Below are 17,815 nucleotides of genomic sequence, written 5' to 3'. Positions count from 1 at the left end.
CTCGGCCCCGCCCAGCTCGGGGCTCAATGGAAGAACAGCATGCGCATGCCAAAGGTGTGATGCGCTTCCGCCGCCATCAGCACCATCAGCACCAGCAACGCCAGCGGCGGCAGCAGGATCGCGTACACCAGGGCCAGCCGCTCCCACATCATGTGCATGAACACGGAGACGATCAGCCCGGCCTTGGCGATCATGAACACGATGATCAGCGTCCAGCGCATTAGCCCCTGCACGTGGAAATAATCGACCAGGTACGACATCGTGCTCAGCACGAACAACAGGCCCCAGATTTTCAGGTAGATGCCGATGGGGTGTTGTTGCCCGTGGGCAGAGGGTTCCGTGTGGTCCATGACAGGCCTCACCACAGGTAGAACAACGCAAAGATGAACACCCAGACGAGATCCACAAAGTGCCAGTAAAGGCCCGCGATCTCCACGATCTGGAAGTTGCCGTGTTCGGCAAAGCCCGGCTGCAGGATCTTGCGCGCGACCAGCAACAGGTAGATCACGCCGCACGTCACGTGAAAGCCGTGGAAGCCGGTGATCATGAAAAAGCACGCGCCAAACTGCGCTGCGCCCAGCGGGTTGCCCCACGGCCGGATGCCTTCGTGCACGATCAGCTTGGTCCACTCGAACGCCTGCATCGACACGAACGCCGCGCCCAGGATGGCGGTCGCCAGCATGAGCAGCGCCGCCCGCTTTGCCTCGCGCCGGTAGCCGAAGTTCACCGCCATGGCCATCGTGCCGCTGCTGCTGATGAGCACGAACGTCATGATGGCGATCAGCAGGAGCGGCACTTCCACGCCGCCCACCGAGAGCCCGAACACCTTGGACGGGTCGGGCCACGGCACGGTGGTCGACATGCGCACCGTCATGTAGCCGACCAGGAAGCTGCTGAAGACAAAGGTGTCCGACAGCAGGAAGATCCACATCATGGCCTTGCCCCACGGCACCTTGAAGGTTTCGCGGTCGGCCGACCAGTCGTTGACGATGCCGGGCCAGCCTTTGGCGGCGTCTGCCGAGACTGCCGGGTCGGTTGGAAGCGTGGAGTGGCTCATGGCGTGGCTCCGTACAACGGCCCGCAGATGGCGCTGACGAAGGCGGGCGTGATCCACCACATCGCGGCCAGCAGCACGAGCCACACGGCCAGCAGAAAGTGCCAGTACGTCGCGCAGAGGGCAACGGCGCGCTGGGTGCGCTCGGCGTTCTTGCGCAGGCGCGCGACCGTCACCGCCCAGACGACAAGGCCGCCGATCACATGCGCTGCATGCAGGCCGGTGAACACATACAGGAAGCTGTTGGATGGGTTGACTGCCACGCCTTGCCCGGTGGCGGACAGTTGCTGCCACGCGGCCCATTGGCCGAAGACGAACAGCGCGGCGAGCACGCCGCCCGCCAGCAACCAGATCGCGTGGCGTGCTCGCGCGCGCCGTGCCAGTTCCATGGCCACGCTGGCCAGCGCCAGCACGCCCGTGTTCCACCACAGCAGCGCCGGGTGCGGAACCGGCATCCAATCCGGCTCGCGCATGCGCATGGCATAGGCCAGTAGCAGCAGCGAGAACAGCGCCGTCACCACGGCCATGAACACGCGCAGGCCGATGCGCCCGGCGTGCGGCAATACAGGCGAAGTAGTGGGAACAAAGTGGCGGGGCAGGGTCGTCATGTGCGCACCCCGCTGGTGTGAAGGATGGTGGCTCCGGGCGCCGCTTCCGTTTCCGTTCCCATGTCGGGTGCGCCGGTGGGCGGTTCGTTCTGGGGCACAAAGTCATCTACTCGGCCGGGCGGGCTGTACTCGTATGCCCACCGATAGACCACCGGCAGCGTCGGCCCCCAGTTGCCGTGCACGGGTGGCGTTTGCGGCGTCTGCCATTCGAGCGTGGTGGCCCGCCACGGGTTGGCCTCGGCCTTCCTGCCGCGCACGAGGCTCCACGCCAGGTTGAAGAGGAACAGCAACTGCGCCAGCCCCACGATGATGGCGATGACGGTGATGAACGTATTCAGCGTCTGCGCGGACGGCGGGATGAAGCTGTAACCCTCATACGCGTAGTACCGGCGCGGCATGCCGAGCACACCCAGGTAGTGCATCGGAAAGTAGATGAGGTACGTGCCGACGAAGGTGATCCAGAAATGCGCACGACCCAGCGTGTCGTTCAGCATGCGGCCCGTCACCTTGGGATACCAGTGATACAGCCCGCCGAACACCACCAGGATCGGCGACACGCCCATCACCATATGGAAGTGCGCCACCACGAAGTACGTGTTGGACAGCGGAATGTCCACGCTGACGTTGCCCAGGAACAGCCCCGTCAACCCGCCGATCACGAACGTGCTGATAAAGCCGATGGCAAACAGCATCGGCACGGTCAGGTGGATGTCGCCGCGCCAGAGCGTAAGCACCCAGTTGTAGACCTTGAGCGCGGTCGGGATGGCGATGATGAGCGTGGTGGTGGCAAAGAAGAACCCGAAGTATGGGTTCATGCCCGAGACAAACATGTGGTGTGCCCAGACGACGAACGACAGCACACCGATGATCAGGATGGCCCACACCATCATCCGGTAGCCGAAGATGTTCTTGCGCGCGTGCGTGCTGATGAGGTCCGACACGATGCCGAAGGCGGGCAGCGCGACGATGTACACCTCGGGGTGCCCGAAGAACCAGAACAGGTGCTGGAACAGCAGCGGGCTGCCGCCGCTGTGGTTGAGCTGCTGCCCCATCGACACCACCGCAGGCATGAAGAAGCTGGTGCCCAGCGTCTTGTCGAGCAGCATCATGATGGCCGACACGAACAGCGCCGGAAACGCCAGCAACGCCAGCACGGTCGCCGTAAAGATGCCCCAAACCGTGAGCGGCATGCGCATGAGCGTCATGCCGCGCGTGCGTGCCTGCAGCGTGGTGGTCACGTAGTTGAGCCCGCCCATGGTGGCCGCCACGATAAAGATGGCGAGCGACACCAGCATCAGCACGATGCCCCATTCGGTGCCGGGCGTGCCCGGCAGGATCGCCTGCGGCGGATACAACGTCCAGCCCGCGCCGGTGGGCCCGCCCGGCACAAAGAAGCTCGCCACCAGCACCAGTACGGCCAGCAGATACACCCAGTAGCTGAGCATGTTCAGAAACGGAAACACCATGTCGCGCGCGCCCAGCATCAGCGGGATCAGGTAGTTGCCGAAGCCGCCCAGGAACAGCGCCGTGAGCAGGTAGATCACCATGATCATTCCGTGCATGGTGACGAACTGGTAGTAGTGGTTGGCGTCGATAAAGGCGAACTTGCCCGGAAAGCCCAGTTGCAGCCGCATCAGGTTCGACAGCACCAACCCCACCAGCCCGATGGCGATGGCCGTGAGCGAATACTGCACCGCGATGACCTTGTGGTCCTGGCTCCAGACGTAGCGTGTCCAGAAGCTTTGAGGTGCGTGGCCCTGGTCGTGGTCAGCGTGTCCGTAGGACATGGTTTCTCCTCGCTACGGTTTTGCAGCGGTCGCCGCAGCGTCGCCACCTTGCGCTTTGATGTACGCCACCAGCGCTGCGAGTTCCTGCTCGCTCAGGTCGAAGTTCGGCATGATGGGCGCGAAGCCTTTGACCACACGCGCTTTCGGATCGCGGATGAAGGCGCGCAGATAGGCTTCATCGGCCACTGCGGTTGAGCCGTCGGCCATGGTCTGTGTGGAGCGGTACAAGCCCTTCCATGTCGGGCCGACGCCAGGGGTGCCATTCACCGAGTGGCAGGCGACGCAGCCTTTGGCCTGGGCGAGCGCCTGGCCTTGCTCCGCCAGAGCCTGTGCGCTGCCGCCCGCAGCGGCGGGGGCGGCCTGCACCTTCGCCTTCTGGCTCTGTTCGAAGGTGGTCTGCTGTGCGAGCCAGCGGGCAAACGATGCTTCGTCTTCCACGACCACCACGCCGCGCATGTTGGAGTGCCCGATACCGCAGAGCTGCGCGCACAGGATGTCGTAGCGGCCTGCCTTGGTGGGCGTGAACCAGAACGTGGTGACCATGCCCGGCACCATGTTCATGCGCGCGCGGAACGGCGGCACATAAAAGTCGTGCAGCACATCGCGCGAGCGCGCCAGCACCTGGATCGGGCGGTTGATCGGCAGATGCAGCTCGGGGGATTCGATCAGGACGTTGTCGCGTCCGTTCGGGTCAGCCGGGTTCATGCCGAACGGGTTGTCGTTGCTCATGTAGCGCACGTCGGTCGTGCCGAGCTTGCCGCTGGGGCCGGCAAAGCGGAAGCGCCATTGCCACTGCTGGCCGAGCACTTCCATCTGCAGGGCGTTCGGTGGTGGGCGTACGTAATCGGCATAGACGAACAGGCCGGGCGCGAGCAGCGCTGCCACACCCACGGTGGTGATGCCGATCAGCCACCATTCCAGGCGCTTGTTGTGCGGCTCGTAGGCGGCGCGTTGGTTGGGTTGGCCATCGCGATGGCGATAGCGCAGGAGCGCCGCGACGACGAAGAGGTTGATGGCGACAAACAGCACGCCGGTGATGACGATGGTGATCGTCAGCGTGTCGTCCATGCGCACCCAGTTGGAGGCGATCGGGGTGATCCACCACGGGCTGGCAAAGTGAAACCCCACCGCCAGCACGACGATCAGCACGAGCGCAATCGCAAGGGCCATGGGCACCTCCGGCGAGGGACTCCCTCAACACGCTAAAGACAGGCTAGGTCGCGCACTCGGATCGTGCAAGGCAACGTAAGGACGAGGCACACCCCGCGTACGGATCGCGCCGACGCGCCGTCTGCATGCTGCGCCGCAATGCAAAACGGCCGCCTCCGGCATGGGTTGCCCGAAGCGGCCGCACCCTGATGGCGCCGCTCAGCTTGCGGCGCCGCAGGAAAAAGGCGGGTGTGTCAGTGCATGGGTTTGGGCATGGGCCGCTCCAGCATGCCGTACGTGATCGCCGTCACGACGCCAAATAGCAGATTCGCGAGCAATGGCCCTGAGCCACGCTCCGACACGAACCACGGGAACACGGCCGTCATGCCGTAGAAGTTGACCACGTACGCCACGATCCCGAACGCCACGCCGACAGCGGCGAGCATGCCGGGGCTCGAATCGAAGTGGAACGGCGCGATGATGGCCCCAAGGATCATCCCCATGAGGGCGCCCAGCACGAAGTGCAGCACGAGCGCTGTCCCCACGATGCTGAAGCTGAACAAGGACATCTCTTCCAGCGCACCCCGGCCCATGATCATGGCGGCGATCTTGTGGGTCGGGCGCCAGGGGCTTTCATTGAGCACCATGGTCGACCAGAAGAACTCCAGCACGATGACCAGTGCGCCGCCCACGAGGCCGGCCACGCTGGCGGCGAGCCAGTCGGGCATGCGGCGCTCCCAATGATGCGATTGCATGTGCAGTTCCATACGAACCTCCTGCTGATGTATCCACGCAAGCACTTAGGAATCGGAAGCGCCACTTACGGTGTTGCAAAGCGCTGTGCGCCAAGTGCCCTGTGCAGAATCAGTCTGGCAGATACGGGTGCCAACGCAAGGTACAAAATCCATACGCATCGCACAGCACTACGGCGTTTTGCTCGAAGGTGAGCATCAATGTATCGGCAACCGAAGGGTCTTCGATGAACAGGAGCAGGCTCGGCTCGGGCGGCCACGTGTTCGCCGGGGCATCTTCCGGCGGGCCGCCTTCGCCCGAGAGCCAGGCCATGCCGCGTGCGATGGCCCAGGCAAGCAGCTCGGCCTGCCGCGCAGCATTTTCATTGGCAGACACTGCGTGCGAAAACGGCTGATGCGCCGTCACGAAGACGGCCCACGGCACATTGGCTTGCGCGAGCAATGCCGCCACGCACGGGTTGATGGCGTCGACGCGCAGCAGCACGTCGCCTTCCGGCGTGCTTAGGCGATACCGCGCGCTGCGATAAGCGGCAATCAACTCAGGCGTAGGGGCGGGCGGATGGTGGTGCATTGCTGCGTCGCATGGTCGCGGCCATCTGATCTGGCGCAACGCAAAAGGGCCGTGGATGTCACAGAATAGTGTGTAGGCGGCCATGTTGCTGCCCCGGCACAGTATTCCGACAACCACTCCCCCTGCGAGGCTTGAACCATGTACAAGAAGATCCTGGTCGCCATTGATGGCAGCGAAACCAGCAAGCTGGCTCTGGCCGAGGCCGTGCGCCTTGCCAAGGCATTCCAGAGCACCATCCGCGCCGTCTATATCGTCGACAGCCCGGCCATGCTGTTCGACGTCGGCTATTACGACCCGACCGAGCTGCGCAAGTCGTTTATCCAGGCCGGCACCGCGTTGCTGGCAGACACTGCCGCAACGCTCACCTCTGCCGGTCTGCAGCAGGAAACGGTGCTGGTGGAAACGCAGAACGTGGGTGAGGATGTGGCGGGTGCCCTGCAGGCCGAAGCGGTGCGAAGCGGCGCCGATGTGGTGGTGATCGGCACGCACGGCCGCCGTGGCCTGGCGCATGCGATGCTGGGCAGCGTGGCCGAGAAGTTCATCCGCCAGGCAACCACGCCGGTGTTGCTGGTACGCGGTCCGGCCAAGGGCTGAGCCTCGGTTGTCATTGCGCAGGCAGGGCCTCCTGCCTGCGGGTGCCGGATATGATGTCGGGATTCGATTTGCCCCCACCCAGCGTATCCGTCGCCGTCCCATCATGAATATCAATCCCGACGCGCCACAGCGTCGCGCCATCCGTACTCTGACCGCCCTTGAAGGACGCGTGCTCGGCGTTCTGGTCGAAAAGCAGCACACGGTGCCCGACACTTATCCGCTGACGCTCAACGCGCTGGCGGCCGGCTGCAATCAGAAAACCGCACGTGCGCCGGTCATGTCCGTTACCGAAGCCGAGATCCTTACGGCCATCGACGGGCTGAAGTCCCTGAGCCTGGTCATGGAAGGCAGCAGCAGCCGTGTGCCGCGCTTCGAGCACAACATGAACCGCGTGCTGGGTGTGCCAAGTCAGTCCGTCGCGTTGCTCACCGTGCTGCTGCTGCGCGGCCCGCAGACTGCAGCTGAGTTGCGACTGAACGCGGCGCGGTTCCACGCCTTTGCCGACATTTCATCCGTTGAAGCGTTTCTGGACGAACTGGCCGAGAACGATCCGCCCTATGTCGTGAAGCTGCAGCGTATGCCGGGCGAGCGTGAAAGCCGTTGGATGCACCTGCTGTGCGGTGAAGTTGCGCAAGCCGACATCCGGCAGGGCGGCGGCGTTGACGAGTCAATCGCGCCGTCTGAGTTTGAAGCGCTGAAGGCGGAGCAGAAGCAGTTGGCCGACAAGGTGGCCAGGCTCCAGGCGCTTGTCGAGCAGATGGCCGGTGAACTGGGTATCTCGATCGACAAATCGACGCTGTAAACACAACCGGCCGAGGCATGGGGCCTCGGCCGGTTGGATCGTGTTGGCTTATGCGCCCTTATGCGCCGGCCGAGACGAACAACGTGCAGGCGCCTTCTTCCGCTGCCGACACATTGCGGCGGAAGCCCGAGAACAGATCTCGCCCAACGCCGGCGTGGTAATGCGACAGATCGGGCACGCTGACCTGGCGGGCATTCCACTCGGCCTCCGGCACGCGCACCGAGAGCGTGCCCGCTTCGGCATCCAGCACGACGATGTCGCCATCGCGCACACGCGCCAGCGGCCCGCCGTTGAGCGCTTCCGGCGTGATGTGAATGGCGGCCGGCACCTTGCCTGACGCGCCCGACATGCGGCCGTCCGTCACCAGCGCGACCTTGAAACCGCGCTCCTGCAGCACCGACAGCGTGGGCGTGAGCTTGTGCAGTTCGGGCATGCCGTTGGCGGCCGGGCCCTGATACGGCAGCACGGCCACGAAATCGCGCTCCAGTTCGCCGGCTTTGAACGCGTTGATCAGATCGTCCTGCGCAAGGAACACGCGCGCCGGCGCTTCCACAAAGCGATGCTCGGGCTTGACCGCAGACACCTTGATGACCGAGCGCCCGATGTTGCCGTCGAGCACGCGCAGGCCGCCGTCCGGCGAGAACGGCTCGGCCACGCCGCGCACGATGTTGGTATCGAGCGAGGCGGCAGCGCCATCGCGCCACACGAGCTTGTCACCGTCAAGGAACGGCTCCTGCGAATGACGGCGCAGGCCCTTGCCCATGATCGTCGTCACGTCGTCGTGCAGCAGGCCCGCATCGATCAGTTCGCGAATCACGATGGAGAGGCCACCCGCGGCCTGGAATTCGTTCACGTCGGCCTTTCCGTTCGGGTAGACACGCGCCAGCAGCGGAATCACGCCCGACAGGTCGTTGAAGTCGTCCCACGTGAGCAGGATGCCGGCCGCGCGCGCCATGGCAATCAGGTGCAGCGTGTGGTTGGTCGAGCCGCCCGTGGCCAGCAGGCCGACGATGCCGTTGACGAAGGCGCGCTCATCCAGCACGTCGGCAATGGGGGTGTACTGGTCGCCGCTGAAGACGAGCTTGAGCGCCTGGCGCGCCGATTCACGGGTAAGCGCTTCGCGCAGCGGCGTGTTCGGGTTGATGAAGGCGGTGCCCGGCAGGTGCAGGCCCATCACCTCCATCAGCATCTGGTTGGAGTTGGCCGTGCCGTAGAACGTGCAGGTGCCGGCGCCGTGGTACGACTTGGATTCGGCTTCGAGCAGGTCGGCGCGCGAGAGCTTGCCCTCCGCGTAAAGCTGCCGCGTGCGGGCTTTTTCATCATTGCTGATGCCGGTGGTCATCGGGCCGGCCGGCACGAACACGGCGGGCAGGTGGCCGAACGACAGCGCGCCAATCACCAGCCCTGGCACGATCTTGTCGCACACGCCCAGGTACAGCGCCGCGTCGAACATCTGGTGCGACAACGCCACGGCCGTCGACAAGGCAATCGTGTCGCGCGAGAACAGCGACAGCTCCATCCCGTCCTGGCCCTGCGTGACGCCATCGCACATGGCCGGTACGCCACCGGCAAACTGCGCGGTGCCGCCGGCATCCAGCGCCGCCTGCTTGAGCCACGCCGGAAACGCCTCCAGCGGCTGATGCGCCGACAGCATGTCGTTGTAGGCGGATACGATGCCAAGGTTCGGCCGCTCCAGTGCTTTCAGGCGGATCTTCGCTTCGCCCGGCATGGCAGCAAAACCGTGCGCGAGGTTCGTACACGAGAGCAGCGTACGCTCGACCTTGCGGCCGGCATTCTTGCGGGTGACATCCAGATAGGCCTGGCGGGGGCCGCGGCTGCGGTCGATGATGCGCTGGGTGACGGCGGCCAAAGTGCGGTGCAGGGCCATGCGGGTTCTCCTGGGGGGTAGGTCCGGGCAGGACGGAATGCTGTAATTTTCCTACAAATGCGCCGGATGTGGTGCAGGGTTTTCCACAGGTATCGCATCCGATGCAGCGCCGATAACACGGGCGAGCACGCGAATTGCGTGCCAGAAGTCGCGCCGAAGCCCACGCCCTGCGGCAAAAGCCTTGCCGGAAACGCTTGCCCGGGCAGTTTCACGAACGCCTTGCTCGCGATGTAGTAATACTACAAAATGAGCTTAAAAGACGTGGCTTTGCTAGTCAGCTAGGCTAGCCTAATCGATGGCTCACACACAGGAGATGACGATGTCGGTGCCCGCATTCGACATGGTGTTGTTCGGCGGTACGGGCGATCTTGCCCGCCGCAAGCTGATTCCGGCCTTGTTCGATGCGCATCAGGGCGGCGAACTGCACCCCCGTGGGCGGATCTTCGCCATCGGCACGCAGCCGCTGGAGACAGCCGGCTACCTTGCCCTGCTGGAGCGTGAAACGCGCCCGACCATGCGCCTGTACTCCGGTGCGCCCGTTTCCGACGACGCCTGGGCCTCGTTTGCCGAGCGCATCGTTTATCAGCAGGTCGACGCCCGAAAACCGGAGCAGTTCGACGGATTGGCCGCCGCGCTGGGTGAAGACCGCGCCCCGGTAACCGTGTGCTACTTGGCCACCGCCCCGGGCTTCTTCATCGACATCTGCAAGCAGCTCGCCCGCGTCGGGCTGAATACGCCCAATGTGCGGCTGGTGCTGGAAAAGCCGCTGGGCACCGATCTCGCATCGAACGAGCGCATCAACTCTGCCGTGGCCGAGTTCTTTGCCGAAGACCAGATCTACCGGATCGACCACTACCTCGGGAAAGAGTCTGTCCAGAACCTGATGGCGATCCGCTTTGGCAACGCGCTGTTCGAGCCGCTGTGGCGCCGCGAGTGGATCAAGGACGTGCAGATCACCATTGCCGAGCAGCTTGGCGTGGAAAAGCGCGGCGACTTCTACGACGGTGTCGGCGCGCTGCGCGACATGGTGCAGAACCACCTGCTGCAACTGCTGTGTATCGTCGCCATGGAACCGCCGTCGAGCCTGTCGCAAGACGCCATCCGCGATGAGAAGCTGAAAATCCTCAAGGCGCTCAAGCCGATCCCGCTGCAGGAAGTGCCCGAGAAGACCGTACGCGGCCAGTATCTTGAAGGCGCCATCGCGGGGCAGCCGGTGCAGGGCTATCTGCATGAACAGGGCATTCCGCCGGACAGCCGTACTGAAACGTTCGTCTCGATCAAGGCCGAGATTGCCAACTGGCGCTGGGCCGGCGTGCCGTTCTACCTGCGCACCGGCAAGCGCATGCCGCAGCGGCTGGCGGAGATCGTGGTGCGTTTTCACGACGTGCCGCACGCGCTGTTTCCCAAGCCGCTGATCCAGTTCCCGGAAAACCGTCTCGTCATCCGCCTGCAGCCTGAAGAGAGCATCCGCCTGCAGTTCCTGACCAAGACGCCGGGCGCGGCGCTCGGTCTGCAGCCGTCCACGCTGGACCTGGACTTTACCGACCACGGCGGCGTGCGCCATGCCGGCGCGTATGAGCGGCTGTTGATGGACGCCGTCAACGGCAAGCTGGGCCTGTTTGTGCGCCGCGATGAACAGGCCGAAGCCTGGCGCTGGGTCGAACCGATCATTGAAGCGTGGAACGAAGCACGCATTCCGCCCAAGGGCTACACCGCGGGCAGTTGGGGCCCGGCGGCATCGAGCGCGCTGCTCTCGCGCGACAACGCTGCCTGGCACGAGGAGATGTAATGGCGATGCGCTGGCACGCAGTTCCAGACCCCGCGGCGCAGGTGCAAGCATTGGCAGCGTCCATTGCCAACACGCTCACGCATGTGATCGAAGAACAGGGCAGCGTGTGCCTGGCCGTGTCGGGCGGGCGTTCGCCCATCGCGCTGTTTGCCGCGCTGCGTGTGTTGCCGCTGCGCTGGGCCGATGTGTCGATCACGCTGGTCGACGAGCGTGCCGTGCCGCCCGAGCATGCCGACAGCAACGCGCGCCTTGTCCGCGAGCACCTGTTGCAGGATGCGGCGGCGGCGGCGCGCTTTTTTCCGCTGGTGTTGTCACCGCACGTGCATGGCGAATCGGTTGACGTGGATGCATGCGTGGCGACTGCCAATGATCCGTTTCAGCAACCCGACGTAGTGATTCTCGGTATGGGGGAAGATGGGCATACCGCATCGTTGTTTCCCGACGCGCCTGAATTGAACGAGGGCATCGATCGCACGCAGGCTCCGGCTTATCTGCCGGTGCGCCCAGGCACAGCGCCGCATCGGCGTATCAGCCTGAATCTGTCTGCGCTGTGTGCGGCGCGGCGATTGTTCCTTTCGATCTCGGGACCGGTCAAGCGCGGTGTGTTCGACGATGCCGCGCGAGGCGTGGCACAGCGTGCGCTGCCGGTGAGCTACGTCATTCATCAGCGGGAGGTACCGCTCGATGTCTATTGGACTACATGAGGTGAACGCGGGCACGGGGGCCGACCAGTTGGCCGACATGCTGGCCTACCCGCGGCTGGTGGCCGATGTTGGCGGCACCAACGTGCGCTTTGCGGTGGAGATGGCGCCCATGCGCCTGGCCCACATCGGTGTGCTGGCCGGCGATGACTACCCTTCGCTCGAAGCGGCCATGCGCGCGTACCTGGCATCGTTGCCGCCGGAAATCGCAACCGCCGGCGTGCGCCATGCGGCCATCGGCATCGCCAATCCGGTGCTGGGCGACCAGATTCGCATGACCAACCGCGATTGGGCGTTCTCGATCGAGGCGATGCGCCAGTCGCTGGGCTTCGACACCTTCGTCGTGCTCAACGACTTTGCCGCGCTGGCGCATGCGTTGCCGTATCTGCCTGCAGAGGAGCTGGAACAGGTGGGCGGCGGCGCGAGCCTGGCCGATGCACCGCGGGCCCTGCTTGGCGCCGGCACGGGCCTGGGCGTTGCATCGCTGCTGCCCACGCAGGAGGGCCGCTACATCGCCGTGGCGGGCGAGGGCGGCCATGTCGCCTTTCCGCCCATGAACGACGAGGAAGCCGTCATCTGGCGCTTCGCGCGCGAGCGCTTCGGCCATGTGTCGGCCGAGCGGCTGATCTCCGGCATGGGCCTGGAGCTGATCTACGAGGCGCTGGGTGCGTGCTTCGACCTCTGGCAGCAAGGCCCCACCTTGCGCCGCGCGGCCGACATCACCGCTATCGCATTGGGCGAGATGGAAGACGCCGCGGGCGACCACGCACGCTGCCGCTATGCCGTCGATACGTTCTGCGCGTTTCTCGGCACCATTGCGGCCAACCTGGCGGTCACGCTGGGTGCGCGCGGCGGCGTGTACATCGGCGGCGGCATCGTCCCGCGTCTGGGGCCGGCGTTTGCCAACTCACCGTTCCGGCGCCGCTTTGAAGACAAGGGCCGCTTCTCGGCCTATGTGGCATCGATGCCGGTGTACGTGATTCATTCTCCGTATCCGGGGCTGATCGGCCTTTGCGCTGCGATGGACCACGCGGTGGCCCAGGGGCACTGACGCAACGCTCGCGTTACTCAGGCTGATCGGCGTGATGGAGTGCGCTGCCCTTGCGCAGCGCCACTTCCAGCACCAGCGCATCGAGCAGCGCCAGGTGCAACAGGCGCGCGACCATCGAACGATCGGCTACTGCATCGTCCACGTCGGCGGGCAGCACGACATCGGCCAGTGCCGCGAGCGGGCTGTCGGGCGCTGTCACGGCAATCACGTGCACGCCCAGTTCGCGCACGCGCTCCACCGCTGTCTGCAGTTCGGGCAACGCGCCCGATTTGGAAATGGCGATCACCACATCGCCCGCCTGCAGCACGTTCAACGACATCGACACGAGATACGGATCGCTATACGCATTCGCGGGAATGCCGTAGCGGAAGAATTTCGTCTGTGCATCGAGCGCCACCACGCCCGAGCTGCCGAAGCCGTACAGGTCGATGCGGTGTGCGCTGTCGACCAGCGCCACCGCTGCATCAAGCGTGCGCGGGTCGAATCGATCTTGCAGCGTGGTGAGCGAATCGATGGCGTTCTGCAGGACGCGCGTGCCGGAGGGGGATGCGATGCGCGCCGGCGCGGTATCCCGGGCGACGTTGCCTTGCGCTAGCCGCAGCTTGAAGTCCGACAGGCCGTGGCAGCCCATCGAGCGGCAGAAGCGGATCACGGTCGGCTGGCTGACACCGGCCTCACGCGCGATGGCGGCCACCGGCAGGCTCAGCACCGTACCGGGCTGGCGCAGCACCCAATCCGCCACCTGGCGTTCGGCCGGCGAGAGCGACGGGCGCGCCGCGCGAATGCGCTCGCGCAGGTCGGTCGGTGAATCAGGGGTGGCGGGGGAAGTGGCTTGCTGGGCGCTCATCTGCGCGCGGGTTCGAATGGCGGATCGCATCACGATAAAGGCAAGCGCTGCCTTGCGCAACCGCCCGGCGAGGGGTTGCTAGATGCAGCGCGCTCCGGATGCAACTGACTCTTTTTGCACTGTTGCAAGGGCAGCGCGTTGGATACGGTGAACGACGCCCACGTCGTCACAAGCGGCGTGGTCCTGCAACGTCGTACTCCTCAAAAGGACATCCGATGCTCCGTACTGCTCTCCCCATGCAGCGTTTTTCCACCCTGTGCCGCCATCTGGCGTATGCATGGCCGCTGGTGCTCGCCGCCGGGCCGCTGCATGCCGCCACCGATTGGGTCGACACCCACACCAAGGCGTTCGTGACCGGCCCGCAGCTCATGGCGCGCGGCGCCGCCAACGAGGTCGCGCCTGGCCAGACCACCGATGTGCTGATCAGCCTCAAGCTGCGCAACGAGGCCACGCTGAAAGCGCTCGCGCACGATGTGAATGACCCGCGCAGCTCGCGTTATCGCAAGTACCTGACCACCGAGCAGTTCCTGGCCGACCACGCGCCCACCCAGGCGCAGGTGGATGCCGTGGTGCGCTATCTGCGGCAGAACGGCTTTATCGATATCGATGTGGCGCCCAACCGGCTGCTGGTGTCGGCGCGTGGCACGGCCGGCACGGTCAAGGCGGCGTTCAACACGTCGCTGGTGCATTACCAGCTGGCCGGCCGCAGCGGGTTTGCGAACAGCGGCAAGGCCCAGGTGCCACGCGCACTGGGCGGCATCGTCGGCTCGGTGCTGGGCCTGCAGAACGTGGCGCGTGCGCGTCCGCTGCTGCGTGTGGGCGATGTGGCCGAAGCGCGCACGCTGGCGGCGGGCACCGCAACGGGCCATTACCCGAAGGAATTCCCGGCGCTGTACGGCGCGACCGGCGTGCCGACGGCGGCGGGCACCACCGTGGGCGTCATCACCATCGGCGGTGTATCGCAAACGCTGCGTGACCTGCGCACGTTCACGAGCAACAACGGCTATGCCGCGGTGTCCACCACCACGATCAAGACCAACGGCACCAGCGGCAACTACACCGATGACCAGGAAGGCCAGGGCGAGTGGAACCTCGACAGCCAGTCCATCGTGGGCGCGGCCGGCGGCGCGGTCGGCAAGCTGGCTTTCTACATGGCCGACCTGAATGCGCCGGGCAACACGGGTCTGACCAAGGCCTTCAACAAGGCGGTGACCGACAACACCGCCAAGATCATCAACGTGTCGCTCGGCTGGTGCGAGAACGACGCCAGCGCCGACGGCACGCTCGACGCCGAAGAAGCCATCTTCACCACGGCCGCTGCGCAGGGGCAGACGTTCTCCGTGTCTTCCGGCGACGAGGGCGTCTACGAGTGCAATAACCGCGGGTATCCGGACGGCGGCAACTACAGCGTGTCGTGGCCGGCATCGTCGCCGCACGTGCTGGCCATTGGCGGCACCACGCTCTACACGAGCGGATCGAGCTTCGCCAGCGAGACCGTGTGGAACGAAGGCCTGGACGGCAACGGCAAGCTGTGGGCCACGGGCGGCGGCATCAGCCAGATCCTGCCGGCGCCGAGCTGGCAGGGCGGCAATGCGCGGCTGTTGCCCGATGTGTCGTTCGACGCGGCGCAAGGCACCGGTGCCTACATCTATAACTACGGGCAACTGCAGCAGATTGGCGGCACAAGCCTGGCTTCGCCCATCTTCGTCGGCTTCTGGGCACGGCTGCTGGCGGCCAACGGCAACCTGGGCTTCCCGGCGGCGCGCCTGTACAGCGCCATTCCGGTCAACGCATCGCTGCTGCGCTATGACGTGGTCTCGGGCAACAACGGCTACCAGGGCTACGGTTACAACGCCGCGCAAGGCTGGGACTACCCGACGGGTTGGGGCAGCCTGAACATCGGCGCGTTGAATCAGCTGATCAAATCGGGCGGGTTCTGATGCGGGGGTGAGTTTGCGGGCGGTTTCGCACAAAGCGCGGGCCGCCCGCGCGGCGGTTCTACAATGGGCCTTCCTCGGCCTATTTTTGATTCGTCATGCGCGTACTGCTCGTGGAAGACGACGACATGATTGGCGACAGCGTGCGCAAGGGTTTGCGCCACGACGGTTTCGCCATCGATTGGGTGCGCGACGGCGAGGCTGCCGTGCACGCCGTGACTGCCCCCGGCGCCGCCGGTGCAGAATCCGGCACCACCATGTTCGACCTCATGCTGCTCGACCTCGGCCTGCCCAAGCGCGACGGGTTGGACGTGGTGCGGGAGCTGCGGCAGCGCGGCATCGCTATCCCCATCCTGATCCTGACTGCGCGCGATGCGGTGGCCGACCGCGTGGCCGGCCTCAATGCCGGCGCAGACGATTACCTCGTCAAGCCCTTCGACCTGCAGGAACTGGCGGCACGCATGCATGCGCTGCTGCGCAGGCAAGGTGGCCGCGCCGATCCGCTCATGCGCCACGGCGAGGTGCTGCTCAACCCCGTCACCCGCGAGGTGCTGCGTGCGGGGGTGCCGGTCAAGCTGTCGGGCCGCGAGTTTGCGGTGCTGCATGCGCTGCTGGCGCGGCCGGGCAAGGTGTGGTCGATCGCGCAGCTGCAGGACAACCTCTACGGCTGGGATGAAGAGGTCGGCAGCAACACGGTCGAGGTCTACATCCACGCGCTGCGCAAGAAGCTCGGCAGCCATTTCATCCAGAACATCCGCGGTGTGGGGTATGTGATTCCACGTGAGGCGTCAACGTCGCCTGCGGAACCTGCCGACGGCGACGCGCACCAATAACCCATGCAATCGATCCGTAAAACCCTGCTGTGGTGGCTGGCCGGCGGCCTGCTGGCGGGCATTGTCATCGCCACCGGCCTGATCTACGCGCAAGCGCGCCAGGAAGCCAACGCGCTGTTCGACTACCAGATGCAGCAGGTGGCCGCCGCGCTGCCGAGCCAGTGGATCGACCCGCCGCCGCCGGCACTCGCGGGCATTGCGCGTGACGACGACGTCGTGATCCGCATCTGGGACGGCACTGGCCGCAGCCTGTATCTCTCACACGCACGGCCCGATCTACCGGACCAGGCGGAGCTGGGCTTTTCCGACGCGAATACGCCGGAGGGCCCGTGGCGCATCTATAGCGTCGCGTTCGGGCCCGCCGTGGTGCAGATCGCCCAGCCATATAGCGCGCGGCACGAGGTGGCGGCGCGCATGGCGTTGCGTACGGTGGCGCCGCTGTTGATCCTGCTGCCGCTGCTGGGATGGATCGTCTGGCTGGCGGTCGGGCGCGGTCTGGCGCCGCTGGGCTCCGTGGCCAAGCAGGTGCAGGCGCGCGATGCGGCAGCGCTGTCGCCGTTGCCCACGCACGATTTGCCTGACGAGATCCGCCCGCTGACGAATGCTCTGAATGACCTGCTTGCGCGACTCGGCACCGCTCTTGCGCACCAGCGTGCGTTCGTCGCCGACGCTGCACATGCGCTGCGCACGCCGCTGGCCGCGCTCAAGCTGCAGCTGCAGGTGGCCGACCGCGCCGAGAACGAAGACGAACGCCGCGCCGCGCATGCCGATCTGCATCGCGGTGTGGAACGCATGATTCGCCTCGTTGGCCAGTTGCTGACGCTCGCCCGGCAGGAGCCGGGCGCTGCCGATACGCAGCGCGCAACGGTTGCGCTCGAGGCGGTGGCGGTCGACGTGGTTGCCGAACTGTCGCCGGCGGCAGTGCAAAAGCGCATTGACCTGGGGATCGCAGTGGAGTCGCAGCCGGCATCCGTTATCGGTAATGCCGATGCGCTGCGCGTGCTGCTGGTCAACCTTGTCGACAACGCACTGAAATACTGTCCAGCCGGAGCGCGCGTCGATGTGTCGACCGAGCATACGCCCGACGGCGGTGCACAGCTCGTGGTGGAAGACAACGGCCCTGGCATTCCTGCGGAGGAACGTGAACGCGTGCTTGATCGCTTTTATCGGCCAGCGCAGGCCCCCACGGGCGGCAGCGGCCTCGGCCTCGCCATCGTCCGGGAGATCGCGCAAGCGCATGACGCAACCCTGGCGCTGGAAGCGCGCGAGGGCGGCGGCTTGCGCGTGGTGCTGCGCTTTCCATTCAAGGCCAACGCGTAGAAACATTTTGTTTCGTGTGATGTGCGCGTGCGCCTTGCACCTTTAAGTCTCGTTTAAGTCTGCCCGCCTACGATGCCTTCAACCGATGGGCACGACAGGCGACTCCGCAGGCCGTGACCCTCGTGCTAAGCA

Annotated in this window: 17 protein-coding genes; 8 read left to right on the top strand and 9 right to left on the bottom strand. The window is 65.4% G+C overall.

All coding sequences use genetic code 11. The annotated features are described in order from the left end of the window. Positions 1-23: 23 nt before the first annotated feature. From NG898_RS19410 to NG898_RS19380, 7 genes are all read right to left on the bottom strand, one after another. Positions 24-350 (bottom strand): cytochrome C oxidase subunit IV family protein, encoded by a 327-nt coding sequence (locus NG898_RS19410; protein ID WP_252693959.1) that lies wholly within the window; start codon positions 348-350, stop codon positions 24-26. 8 nt (positions 351-358) lie between these two features. Further along, positions 359-1,057 carry a heme-copper oxidase subunit III family protein gene (locus NG898_RS19405; protein WP_027679737.1) on the bottom strand — a complete coding sequence of 233 codons (699 nt, stop codon included), beginning with the start codon at positions 1,055-1,057 and terminating at the stop codon, positions 359-361. Further along, positions 1,054-1,662: a cytochrome c oxidase subunit 3 gene (locus NG898_RS19400; protein WP_252693958.1), complete on the bottom strand. Its 609-nt coding sequence runs from the start codon at positions 1,660-1,662 to the stop codon at positions 1,054-1,056. The genes NG898_RS19405 and NG898_RS19400 overlap by 4 nt, the downstream gene beginning before the upstream one ends. Then, complete coding sequence (gene ctaD, locus NG898_RS19395; RefSeq protein WP_252693957.1) at positions 1,659-3,449, bottom strand: cytochrome c oxidase subunit I; 1,791 nt, start codon at positions 3,447-3,449, stop codon at positions 1,659-1,661. The genes NG898_RS19400 and ctaD overlap by 4 nt, the downstream gene beginning before the upstream one ends. Positions 3,450-3,461: 12 nt before the next feature. After that, positions 3,462-4,619 (bottom strand): cytochrome c oxidase subunit II, encoded by a 1,158-nt coding sequence (locus tag NG898_RS19390; protein WP_252693956.1) that lies wholly within the window; start codon positions 4,617-4,619, stop codon positions 3,462-3,464. Between the two features lie 233 nt (positions 4,620-4,852). Next, a complete protein-coding gene (locus NG898_RS19385) occupies positions 4,853-5,365 on the bottom strand; it encodes a hypothetical protein (RefSeq protein ID WP_252693955.1) in 513 nt (170 codons plus the stop codon). A gap of 97 nt (positions 5,366-5,462) precedes the next feature. Further along, positions 5,463-5,921, bottom strand: a complete 459-nt coding sequence (locus NG898_RS19380; protein WP_252693954.1) for a DUF3293 domain-containing protein — start codon at positions 5,919-5,921, stop codon at positions 5,463-5,465. A 138-nt stretch (positions 5,922-6,059) separates the two neighbouring features. On the opposite strand from NG898_RS19380, the gene NG898_RS19375 reads away from it, so the two are divergent. Both NG898_RS19375 and NG898_RS19370 read left to right on the top strand, forming a co-directional pair. Further along, the gene (locus NG898_RS19375; protein WP_252693953.1) at positions 6,060-6,515 is read left to right on the top strand and encodes a universal stress protein; all 456 of its coding nucleotides are present in this window, start codon (positions 6,060-6,062) and stop codon (positions 6,513-6,515) included. A 103-nt stretch (positions 6,516-6,618) separates the two neighbouring features. Then, positions 6,619-7,317, top strand: coding sequence for a YceH family protein (locus NG898_RS19370; protein ID WP_252693952.1), 699 nt, complete (start codon positions 6,619-6,621; stop codon positions 7,315-7,317). Positions 7,318-7,375: 58 nt separating this feature from the next. Here the strand turns inward: NG898_RS19370 and edd are convergent, their stop codons facing one another. Continuing rightward, a complete protein-coding gene (edd, locus tag NG898_RS19365) occupies positions 7,376-9,205 on the bottom strand; it encodes a phosphogluconate dehydratase (protein ID WP_252693951.1) in 1,830 nt (609 codons plus the stop codon). 319 nt (positions 9,206-9,524) lie between these two features. On the opposite strand from edd, the gene zwf reads away from it, so the two are divergent. From zwf to NG898_RS19350, 3 genes are read left to right on the top strand one after another with little or no spacing between them, the layout of a single operon-like run. Further along, a complete protein-coding gene (zwf, locus tag NG898_RS19360) occupies positions 9,525-10,994 on the top strand; it encodes a glucose-6-phosphate dehydrogenase (protein WP_024977939.1) in 1,470 nt (489 codons plus the stop codon). After that, positions 10,994-11,698 (top strand): 6-phosphogluconolactonase, encoded by a 705-nt coding sequence (gene pgl, locus NG898_RS19355; protein WP_252693950.1) that lies wholly within the window; start codon positions 10,994-10,996, stop codon positions 11,696-11,698. The genes zwf and pgl overlap by 1 nt, the downstream gene beginning before the upstream one ends. Then, the gene (locus NG898_RS19350; protein ID WP_252693949.1) at positions 11,679-12,746 is read left to right on the top strand and encodes a glucokinase; all 1,068 of its coding nucleotides are present in this window, start codon (positions 11,679-11,681) and stop codon (positions 12,744-12,746) included. The genes pgl and NG898_RS19350 overlap by 20 nt, the downstream gene beginning before the upstream one ends. Positions 12,747-12,759: 13 nt before the next feature. On the opposite strand, the gene NG898_RS19345 is transcribed toward NG898_RS19350, so the two are convergent. Continuing rightward, a complete protein-coding gene (locus NG898_RS19345) occupies positions 12,760-13,593 on the bottom strand; it encodes a MurR/RpiR family transcriptional regulator (RefSeq protein WP_252693948.1) in 834 nt (277 codons plus the stop codon). Between the two features lie 215 nt (positions 13,594-13,808). On the opposite strand from NG898_RS19345, the gene NG898_RS19340 reads away from it, so the two are divergent. From NG898_RS19340 to NG898_RS19330, 3 genes are all read left to right on the top strand, one after another. Beyond that, on the top strand, positions 13,809-15,533 hold the full coding sequence (locus tag NG898_RS19340; RefSeq protein ID WP_420803707.1) for a S53 family peptidase: 1,725 nt from the start codon (positions 13,809-13,811) through the stop codon (positions 15,531-15,533). Positions 15,534-15,628: 95 nt separating this feature from the next. Next, positions 15,629-16,363: a response regulator transcription factor gene (locus tag NG898_RS19335; protein WP_252693947.1), complete on the top strand. Its 735-nt coding sequence runs from the start codon at positions 15,629-15,631 to the stop codon at positions 16,361-16,363. A gap of 3 nt (positions 16,364-16,366) precedes the next feature. Further along, positions 16,367-17,683, top strand: a complete 1,317-nt coding sequence (locus NG898_RS19330; RefSeq protein ID WP_252693946.1) for a sensor histidine kinase — start codon at positions 16,367-16,369, stop codon at positions 17,681-17,683. Positions 17,684-17,815: the final 132 nt, after the last annotated feature.

The organism is Ralstonia mojiangensis (genome assembly GCF_023955645.1).
GTDB classification, from domain to species: Bacteria; Pseudomonadota; Gammaproteobacteria; order Burkholderiales; family Burkholderiaceae; genus Ralstonia; species Ralstonia mojiangensis.
This window is presented reverse-complemented; position numbering and strand designations above follow the sequence as displayed.

Excerpts from the sequence above, each read along its gene's own strand:
- NG898_RS19370 (WP_252693952.1), top strand. The coding sequence starts at position 6,619 with ATGAATATCAATCCCGACGCGCCACAGCGTCGCGCCATCCGTACTCTG.
- ctaD (WP_252693957.1), bottom strand. The coding sequence starts at position 3,449 with ATGTCCTACGGACACGCTGACCACGACCAGGGCCACGCACCTCAAAGC.
- NG898_RS19335 (WP_252693947.1), top strand. The coding sequence starts at position 15,629 with ATGCGCGTACTGCTCGTGGAAGACGACGACATGATTGGCGACAGCGTG.
- NG898_RS19350 (WP_252693949.1), top strand. The coding sequence starts at position 11,679 with ATGTCTATTGGACTACATGAGGTGAACGCGGGCACGGGGGCCGACCAG.
- NG898_RS19385 (WP_252693955.1), bottom strand. The coding sequence starts at position 5,365 with ATGGAACTGCACATGCAATCGCATCATTGGGAGCGCCGCATGCCCGAC.
- NG898_RS19340 (WP_420803707.1), top strand. The coding sequence starts at position 13,809 with ATGCTCCGTACTGCTCTCCCCATGCAGCGTTTTTCCACCCTGTGCCGC.
- edd (WP_252693951.1), bottom strand. The coding sequence starts at position 9,205 with ATGGCCCTGCACCGCACTTTGGCCGCCGTCACCCAGCGCATCATCGAC.
- NG898_RS19400 (WP_252693958.1), bottom strand. The coding sequence starts at position 1,662 with ATGACGACCCTGCCCCGCCACTTTGTTCCCACTACTTCGCCTGTATTG.
- NG898_RS19380 (WP_252693954.1), bottom strand. The coding sequence starts at position 5,921 with ATGCACCACCATCCGCCCGCCCCTACGCCTGAGTTGATTGCCGCTTAT.
- NG898_RS19330 (WP_252693946.1), top strand. The coding sequence starts at position 16,367 with ATGCAATCGATCCGTAAAACCCTGCTGTGGTGGCTGGCCGGCGGCCTG.
- NG898_RS19390 (WP_252693956.1), bottom strand. The coding sequence starts at position 4,619 with ATGGCCCTTGCGATTGCGCTCGTGCTGATCGTCGTGCTGGCGGTGGGG.
- pgl (WP_252693950.1), top strand. The coding sequence starts at position 10,994 with ATGGCGATGCGCTGGCACGCAGTTCCAGACCCCGCGGCGCAGGTGCAA.
- NG898_RS19405 (WP_027679737.1), bottom strand. The coding sequence starts at position 1,057 with ATGAGCCACTCCACGCTTCCAACCGACCCGGCAGTCTCGGCAGACGCC.
- NG898_RS19410 (WP_252693959.1), bottom strand. The coding sequence starts at position 350 with ATGGACCACACGGAACCCTCTGCCCACGGGCAACAACACCCCATCGGC.
- NG898_RS19375 (WP_252693953.1), top strand. The coding sequence starts at position 6,060 with ATGTACAAGAAGATCCTGGTCGCCATTGATGGCAGCGAAACCAGCAAG.
- zwf (WP_024977939.1), top strand. The coding sequence starts at position 9,525 with ATGTCGGTGCCCGCATTCGACATGGTGTTGTTCGGCGGTACGGGCGAT.
- NG898_RS19345 (WP_252693948.1), bottom strand. The coding sequence starts at position 13,593 with ATGAGCGCCCAGCAAGCCACTTCCCCCGCCACCCCTGATTCACCGACC.